Origin of the sequence: Streptomyces sp. NPDC087300 (assembly GCF_044744425.1) — a bacterium.
Lineage (GTDB): Bacteria > Actinomycetota > Actinomycetes > Streptomycetales > Streptomycetaceae > Streptomyces.
The window spans coordinates 368282-392319 of sequence record NZ_JBIUYI010000007.1; the positions used below are offsets into that span (position 1 = coordinate 368282).

Annotated in this window: 18 protein-coding genes; 13 read left to right on the forward strand and 5 right to left on the reverse strand. The window is 71.1% G+C overall.

The genetic code is table 11. From position 1 onward, the window contains the following. Positions 1 to 147: 147 nt before the first annotated feature. The 3 genes from ACIO9J_RS29980 to ACIO9J_RS29990 form a co-directional block, all read right to left on the reverse strand. The gene (locus tag ACIO9J_RS29980; RefSeq protein WP_402006338.1) at positions 148 to 1875 is read right to left on the reverse strand and encodes a penicillin-binding transpeptidase domain-containing protein; all 1728 of its coding nucleotides are present in this window, start codon (positions 1873 to 1875) and stop codon (positions 148 to 150) included. 116 nt (positions 1876 to 1991) lie between these two features. Beyond that, positions 1992 to 3632: a penicillin-binding transpeptidase domain-containing protein gene (locus ACIO9J_RS29985; RefSeq protein WP_402006341.1), complete on the reverse strand. Its 1641-nt coding sequence runs from the start codon at positions 3630 to 3632 to the stop codon at positions 1992 to 1994. Between the two features lie 112 nt (positions 3633 to 3744). Further along, on the reverse strand, positions 3745 to 5484 hold the full coding sequence (locus ACIO9J_RS29990) for a dolichyl-phosphate-mannose--protein mannosyltransferase (RefSeq protein ID WP_402006344.1): 1740 nt from the start codon (positions 5482 to 5484) through the stop codon (positions 3745 to 3747). Positions 5485 to 5546: 62 nt separating this feature from the next. Between ACIO9J_RS29990 and rsmI the strand changes: the two genes are divergently transcribed. The 11 genes from rsmI (at position 5547) to ACIO9J_RS30045 (ending at position 19789) form a co-directional block, all read left to right on the forward strand. Next, complete coding sequence (gene rsmI / locus ACIO9J_RS29995; protein WP_402006347.1) at positions 5547 to 6443, forward strand: 16S rRNA (cytidine(1402)-2'-O)-methyltransferase; 897 nt, start codon at positions 5547 to 5549, stop codon at positions 6441 to 6443. Between the two features lie 198 nt (positions 6444 to 6641). Continuing rightward, entirely contained in the window at positions 6642 to 7070 is a 429-nt protein-coding gene (locus ACIO9J_RS30000) for a hypothetical protein (protein WP_402006350.1), read from the forward strand. Positions 7071 to 7115: 45 nt separating this feature from the next. Beyond that, complete coding sequence (locus tag ACIO9J_RS30005) at positions 7116 to 7997, forward strand: TatD family hydrolase (RefSeq protein ID WP_402006353.1); 882 nt, start codon at positions 7116 to 7118, stop codon at positions 7995 to 7997. A 135-nt stretch (positions 7998 to 8132) separates the two neighbouring features. Beyond that, positions 8133 to 9491 carry a ubiquitin-like domain-containing protein gene (locus tag ACIO9J_RS30010; protein WP_402006356.1) on the forward strand — a complete coding sequence of 453 codons (1359 nt, stop codon included), beginning with the start codon at positions 8133 to 8135 and terminating at the stop codon, positions 9489 to 9491. Positions 9492 to 9695: 204 nt separating this feature from the next. Continuing rightward, a complete protein-coding gene (gene rsmA, locus ACIO9J_RS30015; protein ID WP_402006359.1) occupies positions 9696 to 10562 on the forward strand; it encodes a 16S rRNA (adenine(1518)-N(6)/adenine(1519)-N(6))-dimethyltransferase RsmA in 867 nt (288 codons plus the stop codon). Beyond that, positions 10559 to 11446, forward strand: coding sequence for a 4-(cytidine 5'-diphospho)-2-C-methyl-D-erythritol kinase (locus ACIO9J_RS30020; protein WP_402006362.1), 888 nt, complete (start codon positions 10559 to 10561; stop codon positions 11444 to 11446). Before rsmA ends, ACIO9J_RS30020 begins: the two co-directional genes overlap by 4 nt. A 68-nt stretch (positions 11447 to 11514) precedes the next feature. Continuing rightward, positions 11515 to 12864 (forward strand): acyltransferase, encoded by a 1350-nt coding sequence (locus ACIO9J_RS30025; RefSeq protein WP_402006365.1) that lies wholly within the window; start codon positions 11515 to 11517, stop codon positions 12862 to 12864. A 93-nt stretch (positions 12865 to 12957) separates the two neighbouring features. After that, the gene (locus tag ACIO9J_RS30030) at positions 12958 to 14778 is read left to right on the forward strand and encodes an ABC-F family ATP-binding cassette domain-containing protein (protein ID WP_402006368.1); all 1821 of its coding nucleotides are present in this window, start codon (positions 12958 to 12960) and stop codon (positions 14776 to 14778) included. A 161-nt stretch (positions 14779 to 14939) separates the two neighbouring features. Next, positions 14940 to 16772 carry a PQQ-binding-like beta-propeller repeat protein gene (locus ACIO9J_RS30035; protein ID WP_402006370.1) on the forward strand — a complete coding sequence of 611 codons (1833 nt, stop codon included), beginning with the start codon at positions 14940 to 14942 and terminating at the stop codon, positions 16770 to 16772. A gap of 52 nt (positions 16773 to 16824) precedes the next feature. Next, complete coding sequence (locus ACIO9J_RS30040) at positions 16825 to 18768, forward strand: PQQ-binding-like beta-propeller repeat protein (protein WP_402006373.1); 1944 nt, start codon at positions 16825 to 16827, stop codon at positions 18766 to 18768. 298 nt (positions 18769 to 19066) lie between these two features. After that, positions 19067 to 19789 (forward strand): LuxR C-terminal-related transcriptional regulator, encoded by a 723-nt coding sequence (locus ACIO9J_RS30045; RefSeq protein ID WP_402006376.1) that lies wholly within the window; start codon positions 19067 to 19069, stop codon positions 19787 to 19789. 22 nt (positions 19790 to 19811) lie between these two features. Here ACIO9J_RS30045 and ACIO9J_RS30050 read toward each other — a convergent pair whose 3' ends face one another. Continuing rightward, a complete protein-coding gene (locus ACIO9J_RS30050) occupies positions 19812 to 20093 on the reverse strand; it encodes a hypothetical protein (protein ID WP_402006378.1) in 282 nt (93 codons plus the stop codon). A gap of 33 nt (positions 20094 to 20126) precedes the next feature. Continuing rightward, positions 20127 to 21800 (reverse strand): sodium:solute symporter family protein, encoded by a 1674-nt coding sequence (locus ACIO9J_RS30055; protein WP_402006381.1) that lies wholly within the window; start codon positions 21798 to 21800, stop codon positions 20127 to 20129. Positions 21801 to 22014: 214 nt separating this feature from the next. Here ACIO9J_RS30055 and galT point away from each other — a divergent pair, with 214 nt between their 5' ends. Then, the gene (galT, locus tag ACIO9J_RS30060; protein WP_402006384.1) at positions 22015 to 23073 is read left to right on the forward strand and encodes a galactose-1-phosphate uridylyltransferase; all 1059 of its coding nucleotides are present in this window, start codon (positions 22015 to 22017) and stop codon (positions 23071 to 23073) included. Then, entirely contained in the window at positions 23070 to 24029 is a 960-nt protein-coding gene (galE, locus tag ACIO9J_RS30065) for a UDP-glucose 4-epimerase GalE (protein WP_402006386.1), read from the forward strand. Before galT ends, galE begins: the two co-directional genes overlap by 4 nt. Positions 24030 to 24038: the final 9 nt, after the last annotated feature.

Sequence of the window (24038 nt, forward strand, 5' to 3'; positions counted from 1 at the left end):
CTAGCGGTCTGTGTACGGGGCACGCGACCGGCTATCCGCAGAGCGGACACGGCAGCGCCCCGAAGGGGCGCGGGGAACCGCGCGAGCAGCCGCGACGCACCCGCGGACAGCACACCGCCCAGCCGTCCAGCCGCCCGCAGGGCTCCGTCAGCCCCCGGCGAGCAGCATCGCCCGGACCACGGGACCCGCCGAGTCGCCCCCGTGCCCGCCCTCCTGCACGACCGCAGCCGCGGCCAGGTCTCCGCGGTAGGCGGTGAACCAGCCGTTGGGCTTCTTCTGGCCGTCGACCTCGGCGGAGCCGGTCTTCGCGCCCATGTCGGAGCCGAGCCCGGACATCGGCTTCACGGCGGTGCCCGACGTCGCGGTGTAGTGCATCAGGTCGCGCACCGCCGAGGCCGTCGAGCCCGACATCTTGCGCGAGGCGGTCGCCAGGGTGCGGTGGTCGAGGTCGGGCGAGACCAGGTAGGGCTGCTTGAACGTGCCCGACTTCACCGTCGCCGAGACCGACGCCATGTTCAGCGGGTTCATCCGCACGCCGCCCTGCCCGATGAGCGAGGCCGCCATCTGCGCGTCGCTCTGCACCGGCACCGCGCCGTCGAAGGTCGGCACGCCGATCGACCAGTTGTCGCGGCCGAGCCCGAAGACCTCCTGCGCCTGCTTGGTCAGCGAATCGTCCTGAAGCTTCTTCGCCTGGCTGATGAAGGCCGTGTTGCAGGAGCGCGCGAAGCTCGCCCGGAACGTGCCGCCCTTGATCTCGAACTTGTCGTCGTTCTGGAACTTCCAGCCGCCGTACGTCTCGTACTTGGGGCACGGGTGCTTCTTGTCGACCCCGGCCAGCTTCTTCTCCAGGAGCATCGAGGCGCTGATGACCTTCATCGTGGAGCCGGGCGCGATCGAGCCCTGGAACGCCGTGTTGAAGCCGCTGGGGCGGGAGTTGGCGGCGGCCAGGATCTCACCGGTGCTGGGCTTCACGACGGCGACGGAGGCCCGCTGCCGCTTGGCCGTCTCGCGCTCGGCGGCCGCCTGGAGCGAGCCGCTGATCGTGGTCTTCAGCGTGCCGGGGGTGCCGGGGGCGAGCGTCAGGAGGGTCTTGTCGGGCGTGGACTTCGCGTCGTCCTTCTTCGCGGCCGCGCCCTTCTTCCCGCCGTCCGCCTCCTCGCTGTCCGCGCGCACCACGCGCAGTTCGATGCCCGCCTTGCCGCCCGCCTTCTTGCCGTACTTCTCGCGCAGACCGTCCAGGACCGTCGCCATCGAGGGGTACTTGGCCGTCGTCAGCTCGGCCCCGTCGCGGTCCACGGCCTTGATCGGCGGATCGCCCGCCTCCCCGGTGACGAGCCGGTCGCCGTCCTTCAGCTCCGGGTGCAGCACGGCGGGACGCCAGCCGACCAGCGTCTTGCCGTCGCTCTTCCTGCGGACGACGGTGAGCTCGGACTCGTAGGCCAGGGGCTTGCGCTTTCCCTCGTACGAGACCGTTGCGGCGGCCTTGAACGGCACGTCGGTGCCCGCCCGCTTGCCCGGCGTCAGCTTCACCTCGGTGAGGTGGCCGTCCTTGGCGTACGAGGTGAGCGCCTTGCGCGCCGCCGTCCGGTCGTCGGTGAGCGCGGCGGCCTGAGCCGCGTCGCCCTTGGCCCAGGCGGTGAGGAAGGCCTGCGAGGTGGCGCGCACCTCGGCCGCGGTCGGCGGGCCCGACGCCACCGGCTTGTCGTCGACGGTGGCGCCGCCCGCACCGGATTCCGAGCCGCCGGACAGGGCGAACGCGGTGGCACCGACGGCGCACACGACGACGGCCGCGGCCCCGCCCAGCACACCCGGGTGCACCTTCACGTTCTTGATGCCGACGCTTCTGCGCTCGACGGCGCGCCTTCGCTTGCCCACAAACCCTCCGCAGTTCCCCAGAACCCCCGGCTCCTCACCGGAAGGCCACCATAGAGGCGCTCGGAGAAGCCCTTGACCACTTCTTCACCTGGCCGGGCGAGGCTCCGGCCGACCTATTACCCTGCGCGCAGCACCGCCGCCACGATCGGCCCCGCCGCGTCGCCGCCGTGCCCGCCCTCCTGGGCCATCGCGGCCGCCGCGACATCGCCGCGATAGCCGGTGAACCAGCTGTCGGACGTCTCCCTGCCGTCGACCTCGGCGGATCCCGTCTTCGCGCCGATGTCGCCGGGGAGCCCGGCCATGGCGCGCGCCCCGGTGCCGCTGACCGCCGTGCGCCGCATCATCTGGCGCAGCTGCTGAGTGGTGGCGGGGGACAGGCCGCGGGCGGTGGCGAGTTCGCGGTCGTCCAGGGACTTGGGGACGATCACCGGCTGGCGGAAGGCGCCCGTCATGGCGGTGGCCGTGACCGACGCCATGTTCAGCGGGTTCATCTGGACCTTGCCCTGGCCGATCGCGCCCGACGCGCGGTCGGAGCCGCCGGAGACGGGCACCGAGCCGTCGAACGAGGGGATGCCGACCTTCCAGTCGCCCCTGCCGAGGCCGAAGTTGTCCCGTGCCTCCTCGGAGAGCGAGGAGTCGGTGAGCCCTTCCTCGTCGATGAGCTTCACGAAGGCCGTGTTGCAGGAGCGGGCGAAGCTGTCGGCGAGCGTCGCGTTCTCGTCCGGGGCCATGCCCTTGAGGTTGTGGAAGGTCTGGCTCTGCCAGGTCGCGCTGGCGGGGCAGGGCGCGGCGCCGCCCGCCTTGGTGACACCCTTGTCGATGAGCATCGCCGAGGAGAGGATCTTCATCGTCGAGCCGGGGGCCACCGTGCCCTGGAACGCGGCGTTGAACCCGTCCTTCCGGTTGTTCGCCACCCCGAGGATCTCGCCGGTGCTCGGCTTCACCGCCACCACGGACGACTCACCGAACCGCAGGACCGCGCGCTCCGCCGCCTTCTGCACGCCCGCGCTGAGCGTGGTGGGCAGCTTGCCGGGTCTGCCCTTGGTGAGGCTGAGCAGGGTGTGCGCCCCCGCGCCGGTCTCGTCGGCGTCCGCGGGCCTGGCGTACAGCTCGATGCCGGGGCTGCCGCCCGCCTTCTCGCCGTACTTCTCCCGCAGCTTCTCCAGGATCGGGCCGAGCGAGGGGTACTCCTTCTTGGACAGGACGACGCCCGCGCGGTCCACCGCCTCGATGGGCGGCGCGGTGGCCTCGCCCGTCACCAGGGTGTCGCCCCGCTTCAGGGACGGGTGGACGACCGCCTCGGACCAGTCGACGAGCGCCCGCCCGGTGGTCTTCCCGCGCACGACGGTGAGCTGCGAGCCGTACGTGAAGGGCTTGCTCCTGCCCTTGTACGACACCGTGGCCGACACGGAGAACGGCACGCGCGCGCCGCTCGCCTCCTTCGGCGTGAGCTTCACCTTCGTCAGGTGCGCGTCCTCGCGGTAGCCGGTCAGGAGCCGCCTGGCGTCGGCGGAATTGTTCGTGTACCCCGCCGCCGAGTCCGCGTCCCCCTTGGCCCAGGCCGCCAGGAACTTCTGCGACACCTCGCGGATCTCGCCGTCCGACGGCGGTCCCTTCCGTACGGCCGCGGGCCCCGCGCCCGCCGAACCGCCGCCTCCGCTGAGCCCGTTCACCAGGTTGTAGGCGCCATAGCCCGCACCCCCCACCATGACGGTGAAGACCCCGCCGACCAGTGCGGCCTTTACTCCTTTGCGCACGATGCGCTCCCCTCCCCAGGAGCCCTCCCGAACGTATTCGGGAGGGTTGTTCGTCCTGAACCCTAAGGGGACTGGGGTGGGGTATGTGACGACCGTTATCCGAAGGTGTCCATTACACCCACGTATCCAGCCACATACGGGAGCGCCAGGAATCGATGGGGATGGCGGTGCCGGTGTAGATCGGCCAGAAATAGATGAAATTCCAGAAGATGAGCAGCACCAGGACGCCGGAGCCCGCGGCGCCCGCGATCCGGCGCCGTTCGCTCGATCCCGGCGGTCCGAGAATCGCGCCGATCATCATCGCGAGGGCGAGGCAGAGGAACGGCACGAAGACGACCGCGTAGAAGTAGAAGATGGTCCGTTCCTGGTAGAAGAACCAGGGCAGATATCCGGCCGCGATCCCGCACAGGATCGCCCCGGCCCGCCAGTCGCGGCGGAACACCCAGCGCCACAGGACGTAGAGCAGCGCGAAGGCGGCCGCCCACCACAGCAGCGGGGTGCCGAGCGCGAGGACCTCGCGGGCGCACTTCTCGGTGGTGCCGACCGGGCAGCCGTCCTTGCCGGGCAGCGGCGACTCGTAGAAGTACGAGACGGGGCGGCCGTCGACGAGCCAGCTCCACGGGTTGGACTGGTAGGTGTGCGGCGACGACAGGCCCACGTGGAACTCGTAGACCGCGTGCTCGTAGTGCCACAGGCTGCGCACCCAGTCGGGCAGCCAGGCCCAGCGGCCGCCCTGCCCGTCGGTCGCCGCCCAGTTGCGGTAGTAGCCGCCCGTGCCGTCGGCCGGCGACAGGATCCAGCCGAGCCAGGAGACCACGTAGACGGCGATCGCCACCGGCACCGTCGAGACGAACGCGGGGAGCACGTCGCGCTTGAGGACCGCGCGGTAGGGCCGCGCCGCCCCGGCGACCCGGCGCGCGCCGACGTCCCAGAGCACGGTCATCAGACAGAGGAAGACCATCACGTACAGGCCGTTCCACTTGGTGCCGAAGGCGAGTCCCAGACAGAGTCCGGCCGCCCAGCGCCAGGGCCGCCACCCCAGGCGCGCCGTCTCGGCGACGTACGCGTCGGGGCGCACCCGCCCGTCCTCGTCGGCCGGCAGCGCGGCCGCCAGTCTCGCGCGCGCCTTGTCCCTGTCGATCAGGAAGCAGCCGAAGGCGGCGAGCACGAAGAACATCAGGACCTGGTCGAGCAGCGCCGTGCGGCTCATCACGAAGTGCAGGCCGTCCACCGCGAGCAGGGCGCCCGCCAGACATCCCAGGAACGTCGAGCGGAACAGGCGGCGGCCGATCCTGCACAGCATCAGGACCGACAGGGTGCCGAGCACCGCCGTCATGAACCGCCAGCCGAACGGGTCGAAGCCGAACAGCCATTCGCCGACACCGATCACGTACTTGCCGACCGGCGGATGCACCACGTACGCCGCGTCGTGCGGGATCGCGATGTCCCCGCCCTGCCGCAGCACATCGTCGTTGATCTTGTCGGGCCAGCTCGTCTCGAAGCCGCGGTGGATCAGCGACCAGGCGTCCTTCGCGTAGTACGTCTCGTCGAATATCACGGCCTTGGGATTGCCGAGGTTCCAGAACCGCATCACCCCGGCGACCAGCGTGATCAGCAGCGGACCCGCCCAGCCCGACCAGCGCACCACCTGGTCGGCGGCCGTCCTCGGCATGCCGAGCATCAGCCACAGCCGGGGGCCCGGCTCCGTGTACGGGGGGACGAGGCGTGCCGTGACGTCCTCTCTGGGCCGCGCCACATGGCCGAATCGGCGCAGCCGCCGGGGCCACGAAGGCTGCTGCTCATCGGCTGCCTGGCCCTGGCGGGTGTCCGGGGAAGACGCGGTACTGGTCACCGCGCCATCGTAGGGAACCAGACTGTGCGAGTCCCGTCCCTGGTCCCTGCGAGGATGGAACCGTGACAGGAAGCGCTGATTCCCCCGGAACCCTCGTGCTGGCAGGCACTCCCATCGGTGATGTCGCCGACGCGCCGCCCCGGCTCGCCACCGAGCTGGCCTCGGCCGATGTCGTCGCCGCCGAGGACACCCGCAGGCTGCGCCGGCTCACCCAGGCGCTCGGGGTGCAGGTCGGCGGCCGTGTCGTCTCCTACTTCGAGGGCAACGAGTCGGCGCGCACGCCCGAACTGGTCGAGGCCCTGCTGGGCGGCGCGCGGGTGCTGCTCGTGACGGACGCGGGCATGCCGTCCGTCTCCGACCCCGGCTACCGGCTCGTCGCCGCCGCCGTCGAGCGCGACGTGCGCGTCACCGCCGTGCCGGGACCCTCCGCGGTGCTCACCGCGCTCGCCCTGTCCGGGCTCCCCGTCGACCGCTTCTGCTTCGAGGGCTTCCTGCCGCGCAAGGCCGGCGAGCGGCTCTCCCGCCTGAAGGAGGTCGCCGACGACCGCAGGACCCTCGTCTACTTCGAGGCCCCGCACCGCATCGACGACACCCTCGGCGCGATGGCCGAGGCGTTCGGCGAGGAGCGCAGGGCCGCCGTCTGCCGCGAGCTGACCAAGACGTACGAGGAGGTCAAACGCGGTTCCCTCAAGGAACTGGCGGAGTGGGCCGCCGACGGCGTGCGCGGCGAGATCACCGTCGTCGTGGAGGGCGCCCCCGAGAAGGGCGCGGGCGACATCGGGCCCGAGGAGCTGGTGCGCAGGGTGCGGGTGCGCGAGGAGGCGGGCGAGCGGCGCAAGGAGGCCATCGCCGCGGTCGCCGCGGAAGCGGGCCTTCCCAAGCGCGAGGTCTTCGATGCCGTCGTAGCGGCAAAGAATGCGGATCGCGACGGCCCATCGAAGAGCAAAGGACTATCGTAAAAGGCAAAGCGCGGGCCGCGCACCAGGCCTCTTTCCTATGGAAAGGCCAAAACGGCTCCAATGCTCGACAGGTCTGATGCGCTCGCTCCGGGAAAGGCGTCCACTGGTTGAAGGGACGCACCCGTCCCCACGCTTCCGGTTCCGGGCGCTGTCCGGACCTCGGTAGTGCTTGTCCCTCGGGCAAGAGGAGCAGCTGGCATGAGTGAGATCGCAGACACCGGCCACCACACCACGGCGATCAATGTTGTTCACGAGTCGTACGCCTTCGCCTGTATGCGATGCGGACACGGCTGGGAGCAGTCGTACGAAATCGAGCATCACGTCGACGCCAAGGGCCAGGAATTCGTGATGTATCTGGCGGACGGCCAGCGCGTGCCGTCGCCGCTGACCCGGCCCACGTGCCTCAACTGTGGCGGACATGTCGTGCGGATCATGCGGGCGGGGCAGGTCTCGTCGGTACTGAGCCTGATGCGGCGCCACCACAAGCCCGGCGACCCCGGCGCGGAGGGGGCCGAGGAGTGCGAGGCCAAGGCGCGCGCCAGCATGGAGCGGGAGCGGGCCCGCAAGGACCACCACTGGCACCTGTCGGACCTGCTGCACCCGTTCCAGCACCGCAAGGGGGCGTGAGCCCGGGATCCCGGAGGGCGGGCGCGGCTTCGTAGGATCGGGGGCATGCCTTCGAACGACGCCGACAAGAACGCCGCGCCGCCCCTGCCCGAACCGCTGCGGGTCCCGGTCGCCGACTCCCACACCCACCTCGACATGCAGTCGGGGACGGTGCCCGAGGCGCTGGCCAAGGCCGCGTCGGTGGGCGTCACCACGGTCGTCCAGGTGGGCTGCGACGTACGCGGCTCCCGGTGGGCGGCGGACACGGCGGCGGAGCACGACAGCGTGCACGCCGCCGTCGCCCTCCATCCCAACGAGGCCCCCCGCATCGTCCACGGCGACCCCGACGGATGGTCCCGGCAGGGGGCCCGCGTCGCGGGCGGCGACGGCGCGCTGGACGAGGCGCTCGCCGAGATCGACCGGCTCGCCGCCCTGCCGCACGTGCGCGCGGTCGGTGAGACCGGTCTCGACCACTTCCGCACCGGAGCCGAGGGCATGGCCGCCCAGGAGCGGTCCTTCCGCGCCCACATCGAGATCGCCAAGCGGCACGGCAAGGCCCTCGTCATCCACGATCGCGACGCGCACGACGACGTGCTGCGCGTCCTGAAGGAGGAGGGCGCCCCCGAGCGCACCGTCTTCCACTGCTACTCCGGCGACGCCGCGATGGCCCAAGTCTGCGCGGAGCACGGCTACTTCATGTCCTTCGCGGGCAACGTCACGTTCAAGAACGCGCAGGGACTGCGGGACGCCCTCGCCGTCGCCCCCCTCGAACTCGTGCTCGTGGAGACCGACGCGCCCTTCCTCACGCCGGTCCCGTACCGCGGACGGCCCAACGCGCCGTATCTCATTCCGGTCACGCTGCGCGCCATGGCCGCGGTCCGCGGCATCGACGAGGACGTCATGGCCACCGCGATCTCGGCGAACACGGCACGCGCGTTTGATTACTGACCGATAACGGCACGATCCCCCAGCTGGGGGGTACCCCAGGGCAACACCGCGACACAGCGTAGCGGTGCCGCTTTGGAGAGTGACGTGCGCTCCGCTAGGTTCTGTCCGCCCGGTCCGGACCCCTGGAGCGTCATCGTGAGCAACTCGCAGTACGAGACGTATGAGCCGTACGACGTGGCCGCCGCGCCCTACGGCGTGGACACCTCGTACGAAGCCCCGTACGACACCGCGTACGACGACGTGTGGCAGGACACGTATCGGCCCGCCTACGAGGCCGCGGCCGAGGCCGAGGCCGGGGGCGGCGGGGGCGCGGACGTCGACGCGCTGCTGCCCCGGCAGGCGTCCGACCCCGGTGGCGGGCGGGCGCAGGCCCGGCGGGCCGCCCGGCGCAAGAAGACGTCGGACCGGCCCGACTCCCTGCGGCGGCTGCTGCCGCAGGCCCTCGTCGTCGCCTTCCTCGCCGGTGGCACCTCCGCGTTCGTCGCCAACGACAAGGCCATCCAGCTCAGCGTCGACGGCAAGCCGCGCACCCTGCACACCTTCGCGGACGACGTCGGCGAGCTCCTCGCCGACGAGGGCGTGGACGTCGGCGCGCACGACATCGTGGCGCCCGCCTCCGGCACCGCCCTCGCCAGCGGCGACGAGATCGCGGTCCGCTACGGCAGGCCCGTGGACCTCACCCTCGACGGGGAGCGGCGCCAGGTGTGGACCACCGCGCGCACGGTCGACGGGGCGCTGCGGCAGCTCGGTGTGCGGGCGGAGGGCGCGCACCTGTCGGCGTCGCGCAGCCGCCGTATCGACCGGGGCGGGCTCGACCTCGCCGTCCGCACGGAGCGCACCGTCACGATCATGGCGGACGGGCGCGAGCGGACCATCCGCACGAACGCGGCGACCGTGCGGGAGGCCGTCGAGGAGTCCGGGGTGACGCTGCGCGGGCAGGACTCGACGTCCGTGCCGCAGATGAGCTTTCCGCGCGACGGGCAGACGGTGACCGTCATGCGGATCACCGGCAGGAAGGAGGTCCGCGAGGAGCCGATCCCCTTCGACGTGGAGAAGACCGACGACCCCTCGCTCTTCAAGGGCACGGAGGTCGTGGCGCAGGCCGGGCGGCAGGGGGCGCGGCGGGTCACGTACGCGATCCGGTCGGTCAACGGCGTCAAGCAGAAGCCGAAGCGGATCGGGTCGGAGGTCGTGCGCGAGCCCCGGAAGCAGATCGTGAAGGTCGGCACGAAGCAGATGCCGTCGTCGGTGGCGGGTGCGGACAGCCTCGACTGGGGCGCGCTCGCGCACTGTGAGTCGGGCGGGCGGCCGTCGGCGGTGGACGGCTCGGGGACGTACGGCGGCCTGTACCAGTTCGACGCCCGCACCTGGCAGGGCCTCGGCGGCTCGGGCCTCCCGCAGGAGGCCCCCGCGGAGGAACAGACCTTCCGCGCGAAGAAGCTGTACGTGCAGCGGGGAGCCAGTCCTTGGCCGCATTGTGGGCGGCGGTTGTAGGGGGCGGCGGGGCCGAGGGCCCGCCCCGCTGTGGGCAATCGTGCCGCTGGGCGGCACGGGTGGGCACGGCCCACGGTGCCGAGGGGCGCGGGCCACGGTGCGGGTGGGCGCAGCCCGTCGCTGAGGGGCGGGGACGAGGGCGCGGGGCCGGGGCGGGGGCGAGCGCGGTGTGGGCTCGGGGGGTGGTCCGCTTAACCTGGTGCGGTGAGCACAGAGCACGGCGACCTTCTCGGCCCCGCCGACATCCGCGAGCTGGCCGCTGCACTCGGCGTACGTCCGACCAAGCAGCGCGGCCAGAACTTCGTCATCGACGCCAACACCGTCCGCCGCATCGTCCGCACCGCGGACGTCCGCCCGGACGACGTCGTCGTCGAGGTCGGGCCCGGACTCGGGTCGCTGACGCTGGCCCTGCTGGAGACCGCCGACCGCGTCACCGCGGTCGAGATCGACGACGTGCTCGCCGGCGCACTGCCCGCCACGATCCAGGCCCGCCTCCCGGAGAAGGCCGGTTCCTTCGCGCTCGTGCACAGCGACGCCATGCTCGTGCGCGAGCTGCCGGGGCCCGCGCCCACCGCGCTGGTCGCGAACCTGCCGTACAACGTGGCCGTGCCCGTGCTGCTGCACATGCTCGACACCTTCCCGACCATCGAGCGCACGCTCGTCATGGTGCAGGCCGAGGTCGCCGACCGGCTCGCCGCGGGGCCGGGGTCGCGGGTCTACGGGGTGCCTTCGGTGAAGGCCGCCTGGTACGCCGACGTCAAGCGCGCCGGATCGATCGGGCGCAACGTGTTCTGGCCCGCCCCCAACGTCGACTCGGGGCTCGTGTCCCTGGTGCGGCGCGCCGAGCCGGTCAAGACCAGCGCGACGAAGCGGGAGGTCTTCGCCGTCGTCGACGCCGCCTTCGCGCAGCGCAGGAAGACCCTGCGGGCCGCCCTCGCCGGCTGGGCGGGCTCCGCCGCCGCGGCCGAGGCCGCCCTCGTCGCCGCCGGGGTCTCGCCGCAGGCCCGCGGCGAGGCGCTGACCGTGGAGGAGTTCGCGCGTATCGCCGAGCACAAGGGAGCCGGCGCGTGAGCGTGAGCGTGCGGGTTCCCGCGAAGGTCAACGTGCAGCTCGCCGTCGGCGCCGCGCGCGCCGACGGGTTCCACGACCTCGCCAACGTCTTCCTCGCCGTCGGCCTCTACGACGAGGTGACCGTCGCCCCCGCCGACCGGCTGCGGGTGACGTGCGAGGGCGCCGGTGCCGATCAGGTGCCCCTGGACCGTACGAACCTGGCCGCCAGGGCCGTGGAGCTCCTCGGCGCCCGGTACGGCATCGCGCCCGACGTGCACATCCACATCGCCAAGGACATCCCCGTCGCGGGCGGCATGGCGGGCGGCAGCGCGGACGGCGCCGGTGCGCTCGTGGCGTGCGACGCGCTGTGGGGGACCGGGGCCGACCGGGGTGAACTCCTCGACATCTGCGCCGAGTTGGGCAGCGACGTACCGTTCAGTCTGGTGGGCGGCGCGGCTCTTGGGACCGGACGGGGCGAGAAGCTGGAGCCGCTGGAGGTGGGAGGCACCTTCCACTGGGTGTTCGCCGTCGCCGACGGCGGGCTCTCCACGCCCGCCGTGTACCGCGAGTTCGACCGGCTCACGCCCGTCGCGCCCGTCCCCGAGGCCTCGCCCGCGCTCCTCGACGCGCTGCGCACGGGGGACGCCGAGGCGCTCGCGGCCGCGGTCTCGAACGACCTTCAGCCCGCCGCCCTCTCGCTCTTTCCCTCGCTCGCGCGGACGCTCGCGGTGGGCACGTCCGCCGGTGCGCTCGCCGGGCTCGTCTCCGGGTCGGGCCCGACCACCGCGTTCCTGGTGAGGGACGCCGAGGCCGCGGACGCCGTGGCCGCGGCGCTGCTGGCCTCGGGCACCTGCCGGGCCGCCCGTGTCGCGGACTCGCCCGCTCCGGGCGCCCTGGTGCGCTAGGTACTCACCCGCCGATCTGAGTACGGGCACCCTGACGCCCGGGGTGCCGCCCGCGCGACCGTACGTCCATGGGAACAAGCGCGCGCGAACTGGCCGAGAAGACGCCCACCGGGCGTGACCGGTACATCGATCTGCTGCGGGTCGCCTCGCTCGGCACCGTCGTGACCGGACACTGGCTGATGGCCGCCGTGACCGTCGGCGACGACGGGCGCGCCGAGGTCGGCAACCTGCTCGCCGTCGTGCCGGGGCTGCAACTCCTCACCTGGGCGCTCCAGATCATGCCCGTCTTCTTCTTCGTCGGCGGGTTCTCGCACGCCCTGTCGTACCGCTCGCTGAGCCGCGCGGCGGCGGGGAGGTCCGTCTACTCGGCCTTCCTGCGGGCCCGCCTCCAGCGGCTGCTGCGGCCCACCATGGTCTTCATCGGAGTGTGGGGCGCGGCGGCCCTCGTACTCCAACTCGGCGGACAGGGCGGCGGGTTGCTCGACATCGCGCTGCGGCTCGTCGCCCAGCCGCTCTGGTTCATCGGCATCTACCTCGCCATGGTCGCCTGCACCCCGCCGCTGCTGCGGCTGCACGAGCGGTGGGGCTGGGGCGCGTTCGTCGCCCTGGTGGGCGCGGCGGGCGCCGTGGACCTGGCGCGCTTCGCGTTCGGCGTGCCCTACGTCGAGTTCCTGAACTTCGCCTTCGTCTGGCTCGCGGTGCACCAGCTGGGCTTCCTGCGCGCGGACGGACGGCTGAACGCCCGCACCCCGTACGTCCTCGCGGGCGCGGGTCTCGCGGGCGCCGCGCTCCTTGTGGCCCTCGGCCCGTATCCGCTCTCCATGGTCGGCATGCCCGGCGAGCGCGTCTCCAACATGGCGCCGCCCACCTTCGCCCTGCTCTGCCACGGCCTGTGGCTGGTCGGCGCGGTGCAGCTGCTGAGGGCGCCCGCGACGAGGTGGCTGGCCCGGCCGAAGGTGTGGCGGGGCGTGGTGGTGGCCAACGGCGTCTCCATGACCGCGTTCCTGTGGCACCTCACGGCGATGCTCGGGGTGTACGGGACGCTGCTCGCCCTCGACGTCCCGCTGCCCGCACCGGCGACCGCGGCGTGGTGGGCGCAGGTACCGGCGCGGATGGCGGCGGCCGCGGTGGTCACCGCGCTGCTGGTGGCCGCCTTCCGCCGCTTCGAGCGGCCGGGCGCGGGCAGCGGCGGGGCCGGGGCGCCCTCCGGGTTCTCGGGACCGGCGGCCGCACTGGGCGTCACGCTCTGCCTCTTCGGGGTGCTCGGCCTCTCCATGGTCGGCTTCGGCGGCCTCCTCGAAGGCCGCACCGCCCTCCTGATCGCCGTCCACGTGACGGCGCCGGCCGCGGTGGGCATGGCGCTCGCGGGATGGCTCCTGGTGGAGCGCGCGGGAAGGGGGCAGGGAGCGCGCGCCTGAGGGCCTGGACCCCCCCGGCTTCCCGCGCCGTCGGGGCGACGGGCGCGGGCGACTACGCTTGAGGATCGATCCATCCCCCCTGTCAGGAGAGAAATGGCCGTCAATCTGGTCAATGTCGAGGCAGTCAGCAAGGTGTACGGCACCCGTGCCCTGCTCGACGGCGTCTCGCTCGGCGTGTCCGAAGGGGACAGGATCGGCGTCGTCGGGCGCAACGGCGACGGCAAGACCACCCTGATCCGGATGCTCGCCAAGCTGGAGGAGGCGGACACCGGCCGGGTCACGCACAACGGCGGGCTGCGGCTCGGCGTGCTCACCCAGCACGACTCGCTCGACCCCGAGGCCACCGTCAGGCACGAGGTCATCGGTGACCTCGCCGACCACGAGTGGGCGGGCAGCGCCAAGATCAGGGACGTGCTCACCGGGCTGTTCGGCGGGCTCGACATGCCGGGCTTCCCGCAAGGGCTCGACACCGTGATCGGGCCGCTGTCCGGCGGCGAGCGCCGCCGCATCGCGCTGGCCAAGCTGCTCATCGCCGAGCCGGACCTGATCGTGCTCGACGAGCCGACCAACCACCTCGACGTCGAGGGCATCGCGTGGCTGGCCGGACACCTGCGGGCGCGGCGCTCGGCGCTCGTCTGCGTCACGCACGACCGCTGGTTCCTGGACCAGGTGTGCACGCGCATGTGGGACGTCCAGCGCGGTTCCGTCTTCGAGTACGAGGGCGGGTACTCGGACTACGTCTTCGCGCGCGCGGAGCGTGAGCGCATCGCCGCCACCGAGGAGACCAAGCGGCAGAACCTGATGCGCAAGGAGCTCGCCTGGCTGCGCAGGGGCGCCCCCGCGCGCACCAGCAAGCCCAAGTTCCGCATCGAGGCCGCCAACGAACTGATCGCGGACGTGCCGCCGCCGCGTGACACCAGCGAGCTGATGAAGTTCGCCACGACCCGGCTCGGCAGGACCGTCTTCGACCTGGAGGACGTGTCCGTCCAGGCGGGTCCGAAGCTGCTGCTCAAGCACCTGACCTGGCACCTCGGTCCGGGCGACCGGATCGGCCTGGTCGGGGTGAACGGCGCGGGCAAGACCTCGCTGCTGCGCGCCATGGCCGACGCGGCGCGCAGCGAGGGCGACGTGCAGCCCGCCGCGGGCAAGGTCGTCGTCGGCAAGACCGTGAAGCTGGCCTACCTGTCGCAGGAGGTCGCCGAGCTGAAGCCGACGCTGCGGGTCCTGGAGGCCGTGCAGCAGGTGCGCGAGCGCGTCGACCTCGGCAAGGGCCGGGAGATGACCGCGGGGCAGCTCTGCGAGACCTTCGGGTTCAACAAGGAGAAGCAGTGGACGCCGGTCGGCGACCTCTCCGGCGGTGAGCGGCGCAGGCTCCAGCTGCTGCGCCTCCTGATGGACGAGCCGAACGTCCTCTTCCTCGACGAGCCGACCAACGACCTCGACATCGAGACGCTGACCCAGCTGGAGGACGTGCTCGACGGCTGGCCCGGGTCCATGGTCGTGATCTCCCACGACCGGTTCTTCGTCGAGCGGACGACGGACAAGGTGTTCGCGCTTCTGGGTGACGCCACGATGCGGATGCTGCCGCGCGGCATCGACGAGTACCTGGAGCGCAGGCAGCGGATGGCCGAGTCGGCGGTCTCCTCGGCGCCCGCGCGGTCCGCGGCCGCGGCGCAGCCGGCCGCGGCGAAGACCGTCTCCGCCGCCGACGCCCGCGCCGCCAAGAAGGAACTCCAGAAGATCGAGCGGCAGCTGGAGAAGGTCAACACGAAGGAGACCAAGCTCCACGCGCAAATCGCCGACAATGCGACGGACTTCGAAAAGGTGGCCAAACTGGACGCCGAGCTCCGTGAACTGATCGGTGAGCGCGACGAGTTGGAAATGCGCTGGCTGGAGCTGGCGGAGGACGCGTAGAGCTCCCGTGGAGCTCGCGTAACGGACGCATCACGGGCCGGTCCTCCCTTGGGAACAGGGGCAGGACCGGCCCCGTGTGGTACGGGGTCAGGGTGATAGAAAGGCTGACCTGAGAGCACCGTTTGGCGTGCCGAAAATCAGTGAAAAAGGGGGAGGCGCTGATGACTCAGCCGCCCAATCAGCCGCCGCACGGCGGCTTCGGAGCTCCGCAGGACCCACCACCCGGCGGGGCGCCACAGCCCCCCGCGGGCCCGCCGCCACAGACGCCACCACCCGGCCCTCCGCAGCCGGGCTACGGCTACCCGCAGGCCCCGCCGCCGACCGCCGCAGGCAACCCGTACGGCCAGCCCCAGCAGCCGGGTCCCTACGGCCAGCCGCAGCAGTCCGGCCCGTACGGACAGCCGCAGCAGCCCGGCCCCTACGGACAGCCGACGCAGGCCGGTCCCTACGGCCAGCCCCAGCAGTCCGGCCCCTACGCGACCCAGCCGCAGTACGGCTACGCGCAGGCCCCGACGCAGCCGCAGTTCGGCGGTCCCGGCATGCCGTCCGCCCCGTCCGGCGGGGACGGCAACCCCGGCCGTCGCAAGCTGATCGTGATCGTCGCGGCCGCGGTCGCCGCGCTGCTCGTCGCGGGCGGTGTCACCTGGGCCGTCGTCGGCGGTGACGACGACGGCGGGAAGAAGGAGCCGGAGGCGAAGGACAAGGGTCCCAAGCCCTCCGTGTCCGCCCCGGTCAACCCTGGCGACGGCAGCGGTGACGGCAAGGAGGGCAAGGAGGACCTGAACGAGGGCCGCAAGCCCGGCGAGGCCAAGGTGCTCTGGTACAAGGAGGCGCCCAAGGTCCCCGGTTCCGGCGGTGACGCCCCCGGTATGTGGATCCAGGGCGACGTCGCGGCGAAGGCGGCGTACAAGGAGCTCTCGGCCTACGACGTCAGCACCGGCAAGGTCGCCTGGCCCACGATCACGTTCCCGCAGAAGATCTGCGCCGCCACCCAGACGCCCAGTGACGACGGCAAGATCGTCATTGCGTTCAAGGACGGCGTGAAGAGCAGCGCCAAGTGCAACCAGCTCCAGGTCATCGACCTGAAGACGGGCAAGAAGGGCTGGGGCAAGCCGGTCAAGGAGGAAGGTCTCTTCGACTTCTCCATGCAGAGCAGCCTGGCCTTCGTCGGCGACACCCTCATGGTCGGCCGCGACCAGTCGGGCACCGCGCTGCGCATGAGCGACGGCAAGCAGCTCTTCGTCGCGGAGAAGAAGGACGAGGGCGGCTGCTACCCGGCCGGTTTCGCCGGTGGCGAGAAGCTGCTCATGAAGCTCTCGTGCGGGGCGAGCACGCCCACCGAGCACGACGAGCTCCAGCAGCTCGACCCGAAGACCGGCAAGGCGCTGTGGACCAAGAAGTTCCCCAAGGGCTGGCGGATCGAGAAGCTCTACTCGGTCAGTCCCACGGTCGTGTACCTCACCAATGAGGACAAGAAGAAGTGGAACATCTCGGTCCTCAAGCCGAACAGCGACGTGACGCGCTCCGAGGTCATCAGCAAGGACGGGTTCGCGCCCGAGTGCGGCTCCTCGATCCTGGAGCGCGGGCTCGACGGCTGCATGGGCGTGGCGACCGACGACTCCTACCTGTACCTGCCGACCGCCGAGAAGTCCGGTGCCAACCAGGTCGTCGCGTTCAGCCTGGCCACCGGCAAGGAGGCCTGGCGGACCAAGTCGCCGGTGGAGGAGACGATGCTTCCGCTGAAGGTCGAGAACGGCTCGCTCATCGCGTACGTCTCCCCGGCGTACACCTCCCCGGGCCGGGTCGTCTCCATCGCGGCGTCGGGCTCGCACACGCCCAAGACCCTGCTGCAGAACCCGAGCGGCACCTCCAAGATCGAGAGCGGCTTCTACTCCAAGGACGTCGACTACGTGGACGGGCGCTTCTACATCTCGACCACCAGCATCACGGGATCCTCGGGCCAGCAGAAGCTGATGCTGGCCTACGGCAAGTGACCCGCTCCTCCGCTCCGTAACCCCTCTTCGTCCCCAAGGAATAGACGACGCCATGACCCAGCCGCCACAGCCGCCCCAGCAGCCGCCGAACGAGCCCCCGAAGGGCGGCTTCGGCGCGCCCCAGGAGCCCCCGGCCGGTGGCTTCGGCGCCCCGCAGGAGCCACCGGCCGGAGGCTTCGGCAAGGCCCCGGAACCGTCGTACGGCTACCCCGGTGCCCCGGCCCCGCAGACGCCGCCGCCCGCGCAGCCCCCGGCGCCCCCGGCCCAGCCTCCGCAGGCCCCGGCCACCCCGCCGCCCGCGGCCCCGCCGGCCGCCCCGCCCACGGTCCCGGCGGGCCAGCCCCAGTACGGCTACCCGCAGCAGGCCCCGCAGGCCCCCGGCTACGGCTACCCGGGTCAGCCCGGCCAGCCCGGTCAGCCGGGCGCGCAGCCGACCTACGGCTACCCGGGCCAGCAGCAGTACCCGCAGCAGTACCAGCCGCAGCCGCCGACCATGCCGATGCAGCCGCAGCCCACCGGCGGCGGTTCCGGCGGCAAGAAGGTCAGCAAGCAGATGATGATCGTCACCGCGGCGGTCGTCGCGATCGCGCTGATCGTCGGCGGTGGCTTCTGGTACTCCTCGTCGCAGAAGGACGACACCCAGGCCAGCTCGGAGGGTTCGTCGGGCGGCAAGGACGGCAAGGGCGGTTCCGGCGGCGAGAAGACCGGCGAGGACGGCCAGGCGCTGCCCGAGCAGGGTCCGGCCAAGGAGAAGGCACCGGCCGACGCCGCGGCCAGGATCGTCACGCAGCTGCCCCAGCCGGAGATCCCCAAGGACCAGATCTGGAACGCCACGGGATCGGTGCTGACCGACGACGTCTACGCGAAGTCGGGCATCAACGAGGTCAACGGCTACGACCCGGACACCGGCAAGAAGAAGTGGACGATTCCGCTCTCCGGCATGACCTGCGCGATGTCGCGCGAGGTGACCAAGGACGGCATCGCCGCCGTGGTCACCGAGGAGGCCAAACGGAACAAGAAGGGCGACTACCAGCAGTGCACGAACGTCTCCGCGATTGACCTGAAGTCCGGGCGCAAGCTCTGGACCGAGAGCGTCGAGAGCAGCGGCATGAAGGCGACGTTCAAGGAAGTCACCATCTCCGGCACGACGATCGCGGCCGGTGCGGGCACCAGCAACGGCGGCGCCGCCTGGGACGTCTCCGGCAAGTCGCTGTGGACGCCCAAGGTCGGCCAGTGCAAGGACGTCGGCTACGCGGGCGGCGACCAGCTCGTCGCGGTCCGCAAGTGCGGCACGTACGGCGACGAGAAGCTGAAGATCCAGCTGCTCGACCCGAAGACCGGCGACGACAAGTGGACGTACCCGATCGCGCCCGGCGTCGACAACGCCAAGATCATCTCCACCAACCCGGTCGTCTTCGGCCAGGACACCACGGAGATCACCGCGACCGGTGTGACGGACGTCTTCTCCCTCGGCAACAACGGCAAGCTGCGCGCCAAGATCTCGCTGGAGGAGAAGAAGTACGACCACAACTGCGAGGTCAACAAGGTCAACGACTGCAGCTCGATCGCGGTGGGCAACGACCGGCTCTACGTGCCGACCCGCCCGCACGACGGCGGCAGCGGCAGCTACGGCCAGACCAACGAGATCGTCTCCTTCTCGCTGGCCACCGGCAAGCCCACCAGCGACCGCGCGGACGCGGGCGACAGCGAGATCTTCCCGATCCGCATGGACGGCCCCAACGTCCTCGCCTACAAGGCCCACGGCTACAAGAAGGGCGCGCAGGTCGTCTCGCTCGACGGCAAGACGATGAAGGAGACCAAGCTCCTGGAGACCCCCGGGTCCGAGGCGGTCACCAGCGCGATCAGCGGCATGGTCCCGCAGTCCAACGAACTTCTCTACGGAAACGGCCACTTGTTCCTGGGCAAGAAGCTCCTGAGCAAGCCCTACTCCAAGGACGAGAAGGAGTACGTGGCGATCGGGTTCATGGCGAAGTGACCCCGCCCGCCCGGCGTGCTCCGGGCGGTCGAAGCACGGCACCGGCCGCGCCCTCCCGCCGGGAGGGCGCGGCCGCGTTCGTACCCGGCGCACTCTCTGATGTCCAGTACCCCCAATAGCCCCCGAATAGCAGGGATTTCGGCATTCCGGGCCGCTTCTGGCCGGTAGGGGGCGCGCAACGTCGAACAAGCGTGTAGCTTCCGGGGGATGGAGGGCCGGGGGGCCCGCGATCCACGGGGAGCGGGAGTCCGGGGCGACCGGTGGATCAGGGGATCAGTGGGGGAACTGGGGGGTTGCTATGGGTGTGCGGCTCATGGTGGTCGACGACCACCGACTGCTCGCCGAGGCGCTCGCCTCGGCGCTGAAGCTGCGCGGGCACCGGGTGCTCGCCGCGGCCGCGCCCGCCGCGGGAGCGGCCGAGCTGGTGATCAGCAGGGCTCCGGAGGTCTGTCTCCTGGGCACGGCGACGCCCGCGGAGCCGGGGATGTTCGACCCGGTGGTGAAGATCAAGCGGGAGCGGCCGCAGGTGGCGGTCGTGGTCCTCGGGCCCGTGCCCAACCCGCGCGGGATCGCCGCGGCCTTCGCGTCGGGCGCCTCGGGCTACGTGCGCCACGACGAGCGCATCGAAGGGGTCGAGCGCGCCATCATGAAGGCGCGGGCCGGTGAGGCGGCCGTCGCGCCGCAGCTGCTCCAGGGCGCCTTCAGCGAGCTGCTCAATCCGGCCGCGCAGCCCGACGACGAGGGGCAGCGGCTGCTCCAGATGCTGACGCCGCGCGAGGTCGAGGTCCTGGTGCGGGTCGCGGACGGCGAGGACACCCGGCTGATCGCCGCGGGCATGGGGATCGCGCCGAGCACGGCGCGCACCCATGTGCAGCGGGTCCTGATGAAGCTGGGCGTCGGCTCGCGCCTGGAGGCGGCGGCGCTGGCCGCACGCACGGGGCTCCTGGACCGCGCCGAGCGCCCCGCCGCGGCCTACGCGAACGATGTGGAAAGGCCGACGGGGCCCGAGTCCACGCAGTGAACCCGGGCCCCGCCGGGGGGAGTCACTCCTCGTCGGGCTCCTGCGCGGGCGCCACCGTGGGGCGCAGCCACAGCCAGCCGAGGAAGAACAGGCCGAGGGCGAGCATGCCCAGCCCTGTCCACAGGTTGATGTTGATGTCCTCGGCCTTCTTCAGGTCGGCGTCGGACGCGGTGAACCCGGCGATCGTCACGATGATCCCGTAGACCACGAACAGGCCGCCGATGATCCGCCGGATGTCGAAGAGGCGGGCGGCCGTCGCGGACTTGCGCTCCAGCTCGGAGACTTCGTTCTGCAGTTCAGACATGATTCTTCAGTCCTCCGATCAGGACGAGGGGGGCTAGAGCGAGTACGGCAGGTAGCAGAGCGCGGCGAGCACGACCGCGCCCCAGCCGAGCAGGGCGGGCTTGCGGTACCACGCGTCGTCGCCCGCCTCGGCGCCCTCGTCCTCCAGGCCGGGGGACGCCGTTCCGTAGACCAGGCCCGCGAGTTCGGCCTCCGGCTTGGGGGCGGTGAAGAGCGTGACGGCGACCATGACGACGGCGCCGGCGACGAAGCCGACGATCGCCGAGACGAAGTTGGCGCCCTGGTCGGTGGGGATGTCGATGACGCCCTGCTTGTAGATCCAGAAGTAGTTGACCATCGCGGCGGTGGTGCCCGCGAGCAGGCCCCAGACGCCGGACTTCATGGAGGCGCGCTTCCAGAACATGCCGATGATGAAGACCACGAACATCGGGACGTTGAAGAAGGAGAACAGGGTCTGCAGGTACCCCATGATGTTCGAGAACGACGAGGCGATGAAGGCGGTGCCGATGGAGGCGACGACGCCGATCGCGGTGATGAGCCGGCCGAACTTCAGGTAGTAGCCGTCCTCGCGGTCCTTGACCACGTACTTCGCCCAGATGTCGTACGTGAACACGGTGTTGAAGGACGAGACGTTGGCCGCCATGCCCGCCATGAACGCGGCGAGCAGTCCGGTGACCGCGATGCCGAGGACGCCGTTGGGCAGCAACTCCTGCATCAGGTACGGGATCGCGTCGTTGTACGTCAGGTCGGAGCCCGCGGTGCCGATCTTCGGGACGAGGACGGCGGCGACCAGGCCGGGGATCATCACCAGGAACACGATGAAGATCTTCGGGAAGGCGGCGATCAGCGGGGTGCGCTGGGCGGCGGAGAGGTTCTTCGCGGACAGGGCGCGCTGGACCTCGGCGAAGTTGGTGGTCCAGTAGCCGAAGGAGAGCACGAAGCCGAGGCCGAGGATGATCGTCAGCCAGTTGGCGCCGAGCGGGTTGGCGTCACCGATGCCGGTGCCGCCCCAGGCGGTCATGAAGTTCTCGCCGTGCTGCTTCTCGATCGATCCGGTCAGACCGTCCCAGCCGCCGACCTTCTTCAGGCCGATCACGCAGATCGGGATCAGCGCCGCGAGGATCACGAAGAACTGGAGCACTTCGTTGTAGATCGCCGAGGAGAGACCGCCGATGGTGATGTACGCGAGGACGAAGGCACCGGCGACGACGATGGCCACCCACTGCGGCCAGCCGAGCAGCGCCTCGACGACGATGGAGAGGGCGTAGAGGTTCACGCCCGCGATGAGTATCGCCGCGAACGCGAAGAGCGCCGAGCTGAGCAGGTGCGCCGACTTGTCGAAGCGCTGGAGCAGGAACTCGGGGACCGAGCGGACCTTGCTGCGGTAGTAGAACGGCATCATCACGAGGCCGAGGAAGACCATCGCGGGGATGGCCCCGATCCAGTACCAGTGCACGACCGCGACGCCGTACTGCGCGCCGGTGGCGGCCATGCCCAGGATCTCCGTCGCGCCGAGATTCGCGGCGACGAAGGCGAGACCGGTGACCCAGGCGGGCAGTGAGCGGCCCGAGAGGAAGAAGTCGAGGCTGGTCTTCACGGAGCGCCGGGCGGCGAAGCCGATGCCCAGGACGACCACGAAGTAGATCGCCAGGATCGTGTAGTCGAGCCCGTTGGTGGGGAGCCGAAGCCCTTCGGCCAGGGTTTGCATGGGGAACTCGCTTCGTTGCGCGAACTGATCAGACCGGAACCTACGCCCCTTCCTTCATTAACTGAACAGTTCTGTTGGTGTTCTTTGTTTGATTGTGATCGAGCTCTCCGGTCCGGCACCGTGGATACGGGCGTGACCTCGGGCATTGACGGAGCTGTTGGCTTGTGGTTTGTTATGTGCGGTTCTGTTGGGTGGGTGGTGAGGAGCCCCGGACGTGAAGAAGACCTCGACCCGTCTCGCCGACGGTCGTGAGCTCATCTACTACGACATGCGCGACGACGCGGTGCGCGAGGCCGTGGACCGGCGGCCGCTGGGCCCTGTCTCGACCACGTCGGAGATCCGCAGGGACCCCCTCCTCGGCGACAGCGTGGCCATCGCCTCGCACCGCCAGGGCCGCACCTACCACCCGCCGGCCGACGAGTGCCCGCTCTGCCCGTCCGCCGAGGGGCGCTCCAGCGAGATCCCGGACTCCGCGTACGACGTCGCGGTCTTCGAGAACCGCTTCCCCTCGCTCGCGGGCGACGCGGGCCGCTGCGAGGTCGTCTGCTTCACCTCCGACCACGACGCGTCCTTCGCCGACCTCACCGAGGACCAGGCCGGGCTCGTCCTGGACGCCTGGACCGACCGCACCGCCGAGCTCTCCCACCTGCCCTCCGTCGCGCAGGTGTTCTGCTTCGAGAACCGGGGCGCCGAGATCGGCGTGACCCTCGGGCATCCGCACGGGCAGATCTACGCCTACCCCTTCGTCACCCCGCGCACCGAGCTGACGCTCCGCTCGCTCGCCGCGCACAAGGAGGAGACGGCAGGGCGCAACCTCTTCGACGACGTCCTCGCCGAGGAGCGTGCCGGTGAGCGGGTCGTCCTGGAGGGTGAACACTGGGTGGCCTTCGTGCCGTACGCCGCGCACTGGCCCTACGAGGTGCACCTCTACCCCAAGCGCCGGGTGCCCGACCTGCTCGCGCTCGACGAGGCCGCGCGCACGGAGTTCCCACAGGTCTACCTGGAACTGTTGAAGCGCTTCGACCGGATCTTCGGGGAGCCCGCGCCGACGCCGTACATCGCGGCCTGGCACCAGGCGCCCTTCGGCCCGCTTGAGGGACATGACGGGGTCAACCGGGACGACTTCGCCCTGCACCTCGAACTTTTCACGATCCGCCGCACTTCGGGCAAGCTGAAGTTCCTCGCGGGTTCCGAATCCGGCATGAGCGTGTTCATCAACGACGTGCCGCCGGAAACCGCGGCTCAGCGACTGCGAGAGGTAGCGAGTTCATGAGCGGTAAGTACCTGGTCACCGGTGGCGCGGGCTATGTCGGCAGCGTGGTGGCCCAGCACCTGATCGAGGCCGGGCACGAGGTGACCGTCCTGGACAACCTCTCCACCGGCTTCCGCGAGGGCGTCCCCGGCGGCGCGGCCTTCGTCGAGGGCGACATCCGCGATGCCGCCAAGTGGCTGGACTCCTCGTACGACGCGGTGCTGCACTTCGCCGCCTTCTCGCAGGTCGGCGAGTCCGTCGCCAAGCCCGAGAAGTACTGGGACAACAACGTCGGCGGCACCATGGCGCTGCTCGCCGCGATGCGCGAAGCGGGCGTGCGCAAGCTCGTCTTCTCCTCCACCGCCGCCACCTACGGCGAGCCCGTGAACACCCCCATCACGGAGACCGACCCGACCGCCCCCACCTCGCCGTACGGCGCCTCCAAGCTCGCCGTCGACCACATGATCACCGGCGAGGCCAAGGCCCACGGCCTGGCCGCGGTCTCGCTGCGCTACTTCAACGTCGCGGGCGCCTACGGCGAGTTCGGCGAGCGCCACGACCCCGAGTCGCACCTCATCCCGCTCGTCCTCCAGGTCGCGCAGGGCAGGCGCGAGGCGATCAGCGTCTTCGGCGACGACTACCCGACGCCCGACGGCACCTGCGTGCGCGACTACATCCACGTCGCCGACCTCGCCGAGGCGCACCTCCTCGCGGTCGCCGCGGCCGCCCCCGGCGAACATCTCATCTGCAACCTGGGCAACGGCAACGGCTTCTCCGTGCGCGAGGTCGTCGAGACCGTCCGTAAGGTCACCGGGCACCCGGTCCCCGAGGTCCTCGCGGAGCGCCGCGCCGGCGATCCCGCGGTCCTCGTCGCGTCCGCCGCCACCGCGCACGACAAGCTCGGCTGGCAGCCGTCCCGCGCGGATCTCGCTGGCATCGTCGCCGACGCCTGGGCGTTCGCCCGGCGCACGGCCTAACTCATTCAT

Coding starts and splice junctions, on each gene's coding strand:
- ACIO9J_RS30000 (WP_402006350.1), top strand. CDS start 6,642: ATGAGTGAGATCGCAGACACCGGCCACCACACCACGGCGATCAATGTT.
- ACIO9J_RS30040 (WP_402006373.1), top strand. CDS start 16,825: ATGACCCAGCCGCCACAGCCGCCCCAGCAGCCGCCGAACGAGCCCCCG.
- ACIO9J_RS30035 (WP_402006370.1), top strand. CDS start 14,940: ATGACTCAGCCGCCCAATCAGCCGCCGCACGGCGGCTTCGGAGCTCCG.
- ACIO9J_RS30030 (WP_402006368.1), top strand. CDS start 12,958: ATGGCCGTCAATCTGGTCAATGTCGAGGCAGTCAGCAAGGTGTACGGC.
- ACIO9J_RS30005 (WP_402006353.1), top strand. CDS start 7,116: ATGCCTTCGAACGACGCCGACAAGAACGCCGCGCCGCCCCTGCCCGAA.
- ACIO9J_RS30045 (WP_402006376.1), top strand. CDS start 19,067: ATGGGTGTGCGGCTCATGGTGGTCGACGACCACCGACTGCTCGCCGAG.
- ACIO9J_RS30050 (WP_402006378.1), bottom strand. CDS start 20,093: ATGTCTGAACTGCAGAACGAAGTCTCCGAGCTGGAGCGCAAGTCCGCG.
- ACIO9J_RS30055 (WP_402006381.1), bottom strand. CDS start 21,800: ATGCAAACCCTGGCCGAAGGGCTTCGGCTCCCCACCAACGGGCTCGAC.
- ACIO9J_RS30025 (WP_402006365.1), top strand. CDS start 11,515: ATGGGAACAAGCGCGCGCGAACTGGCCGAGAAGACGCCCACCGGGCGT.
- galE (WP_402006386.1), top strand. CDS start 23,070: ATGAGCGGTAAGTACCTGGTCACCGGTGGCGCGGGCTATGTCGGCAGC.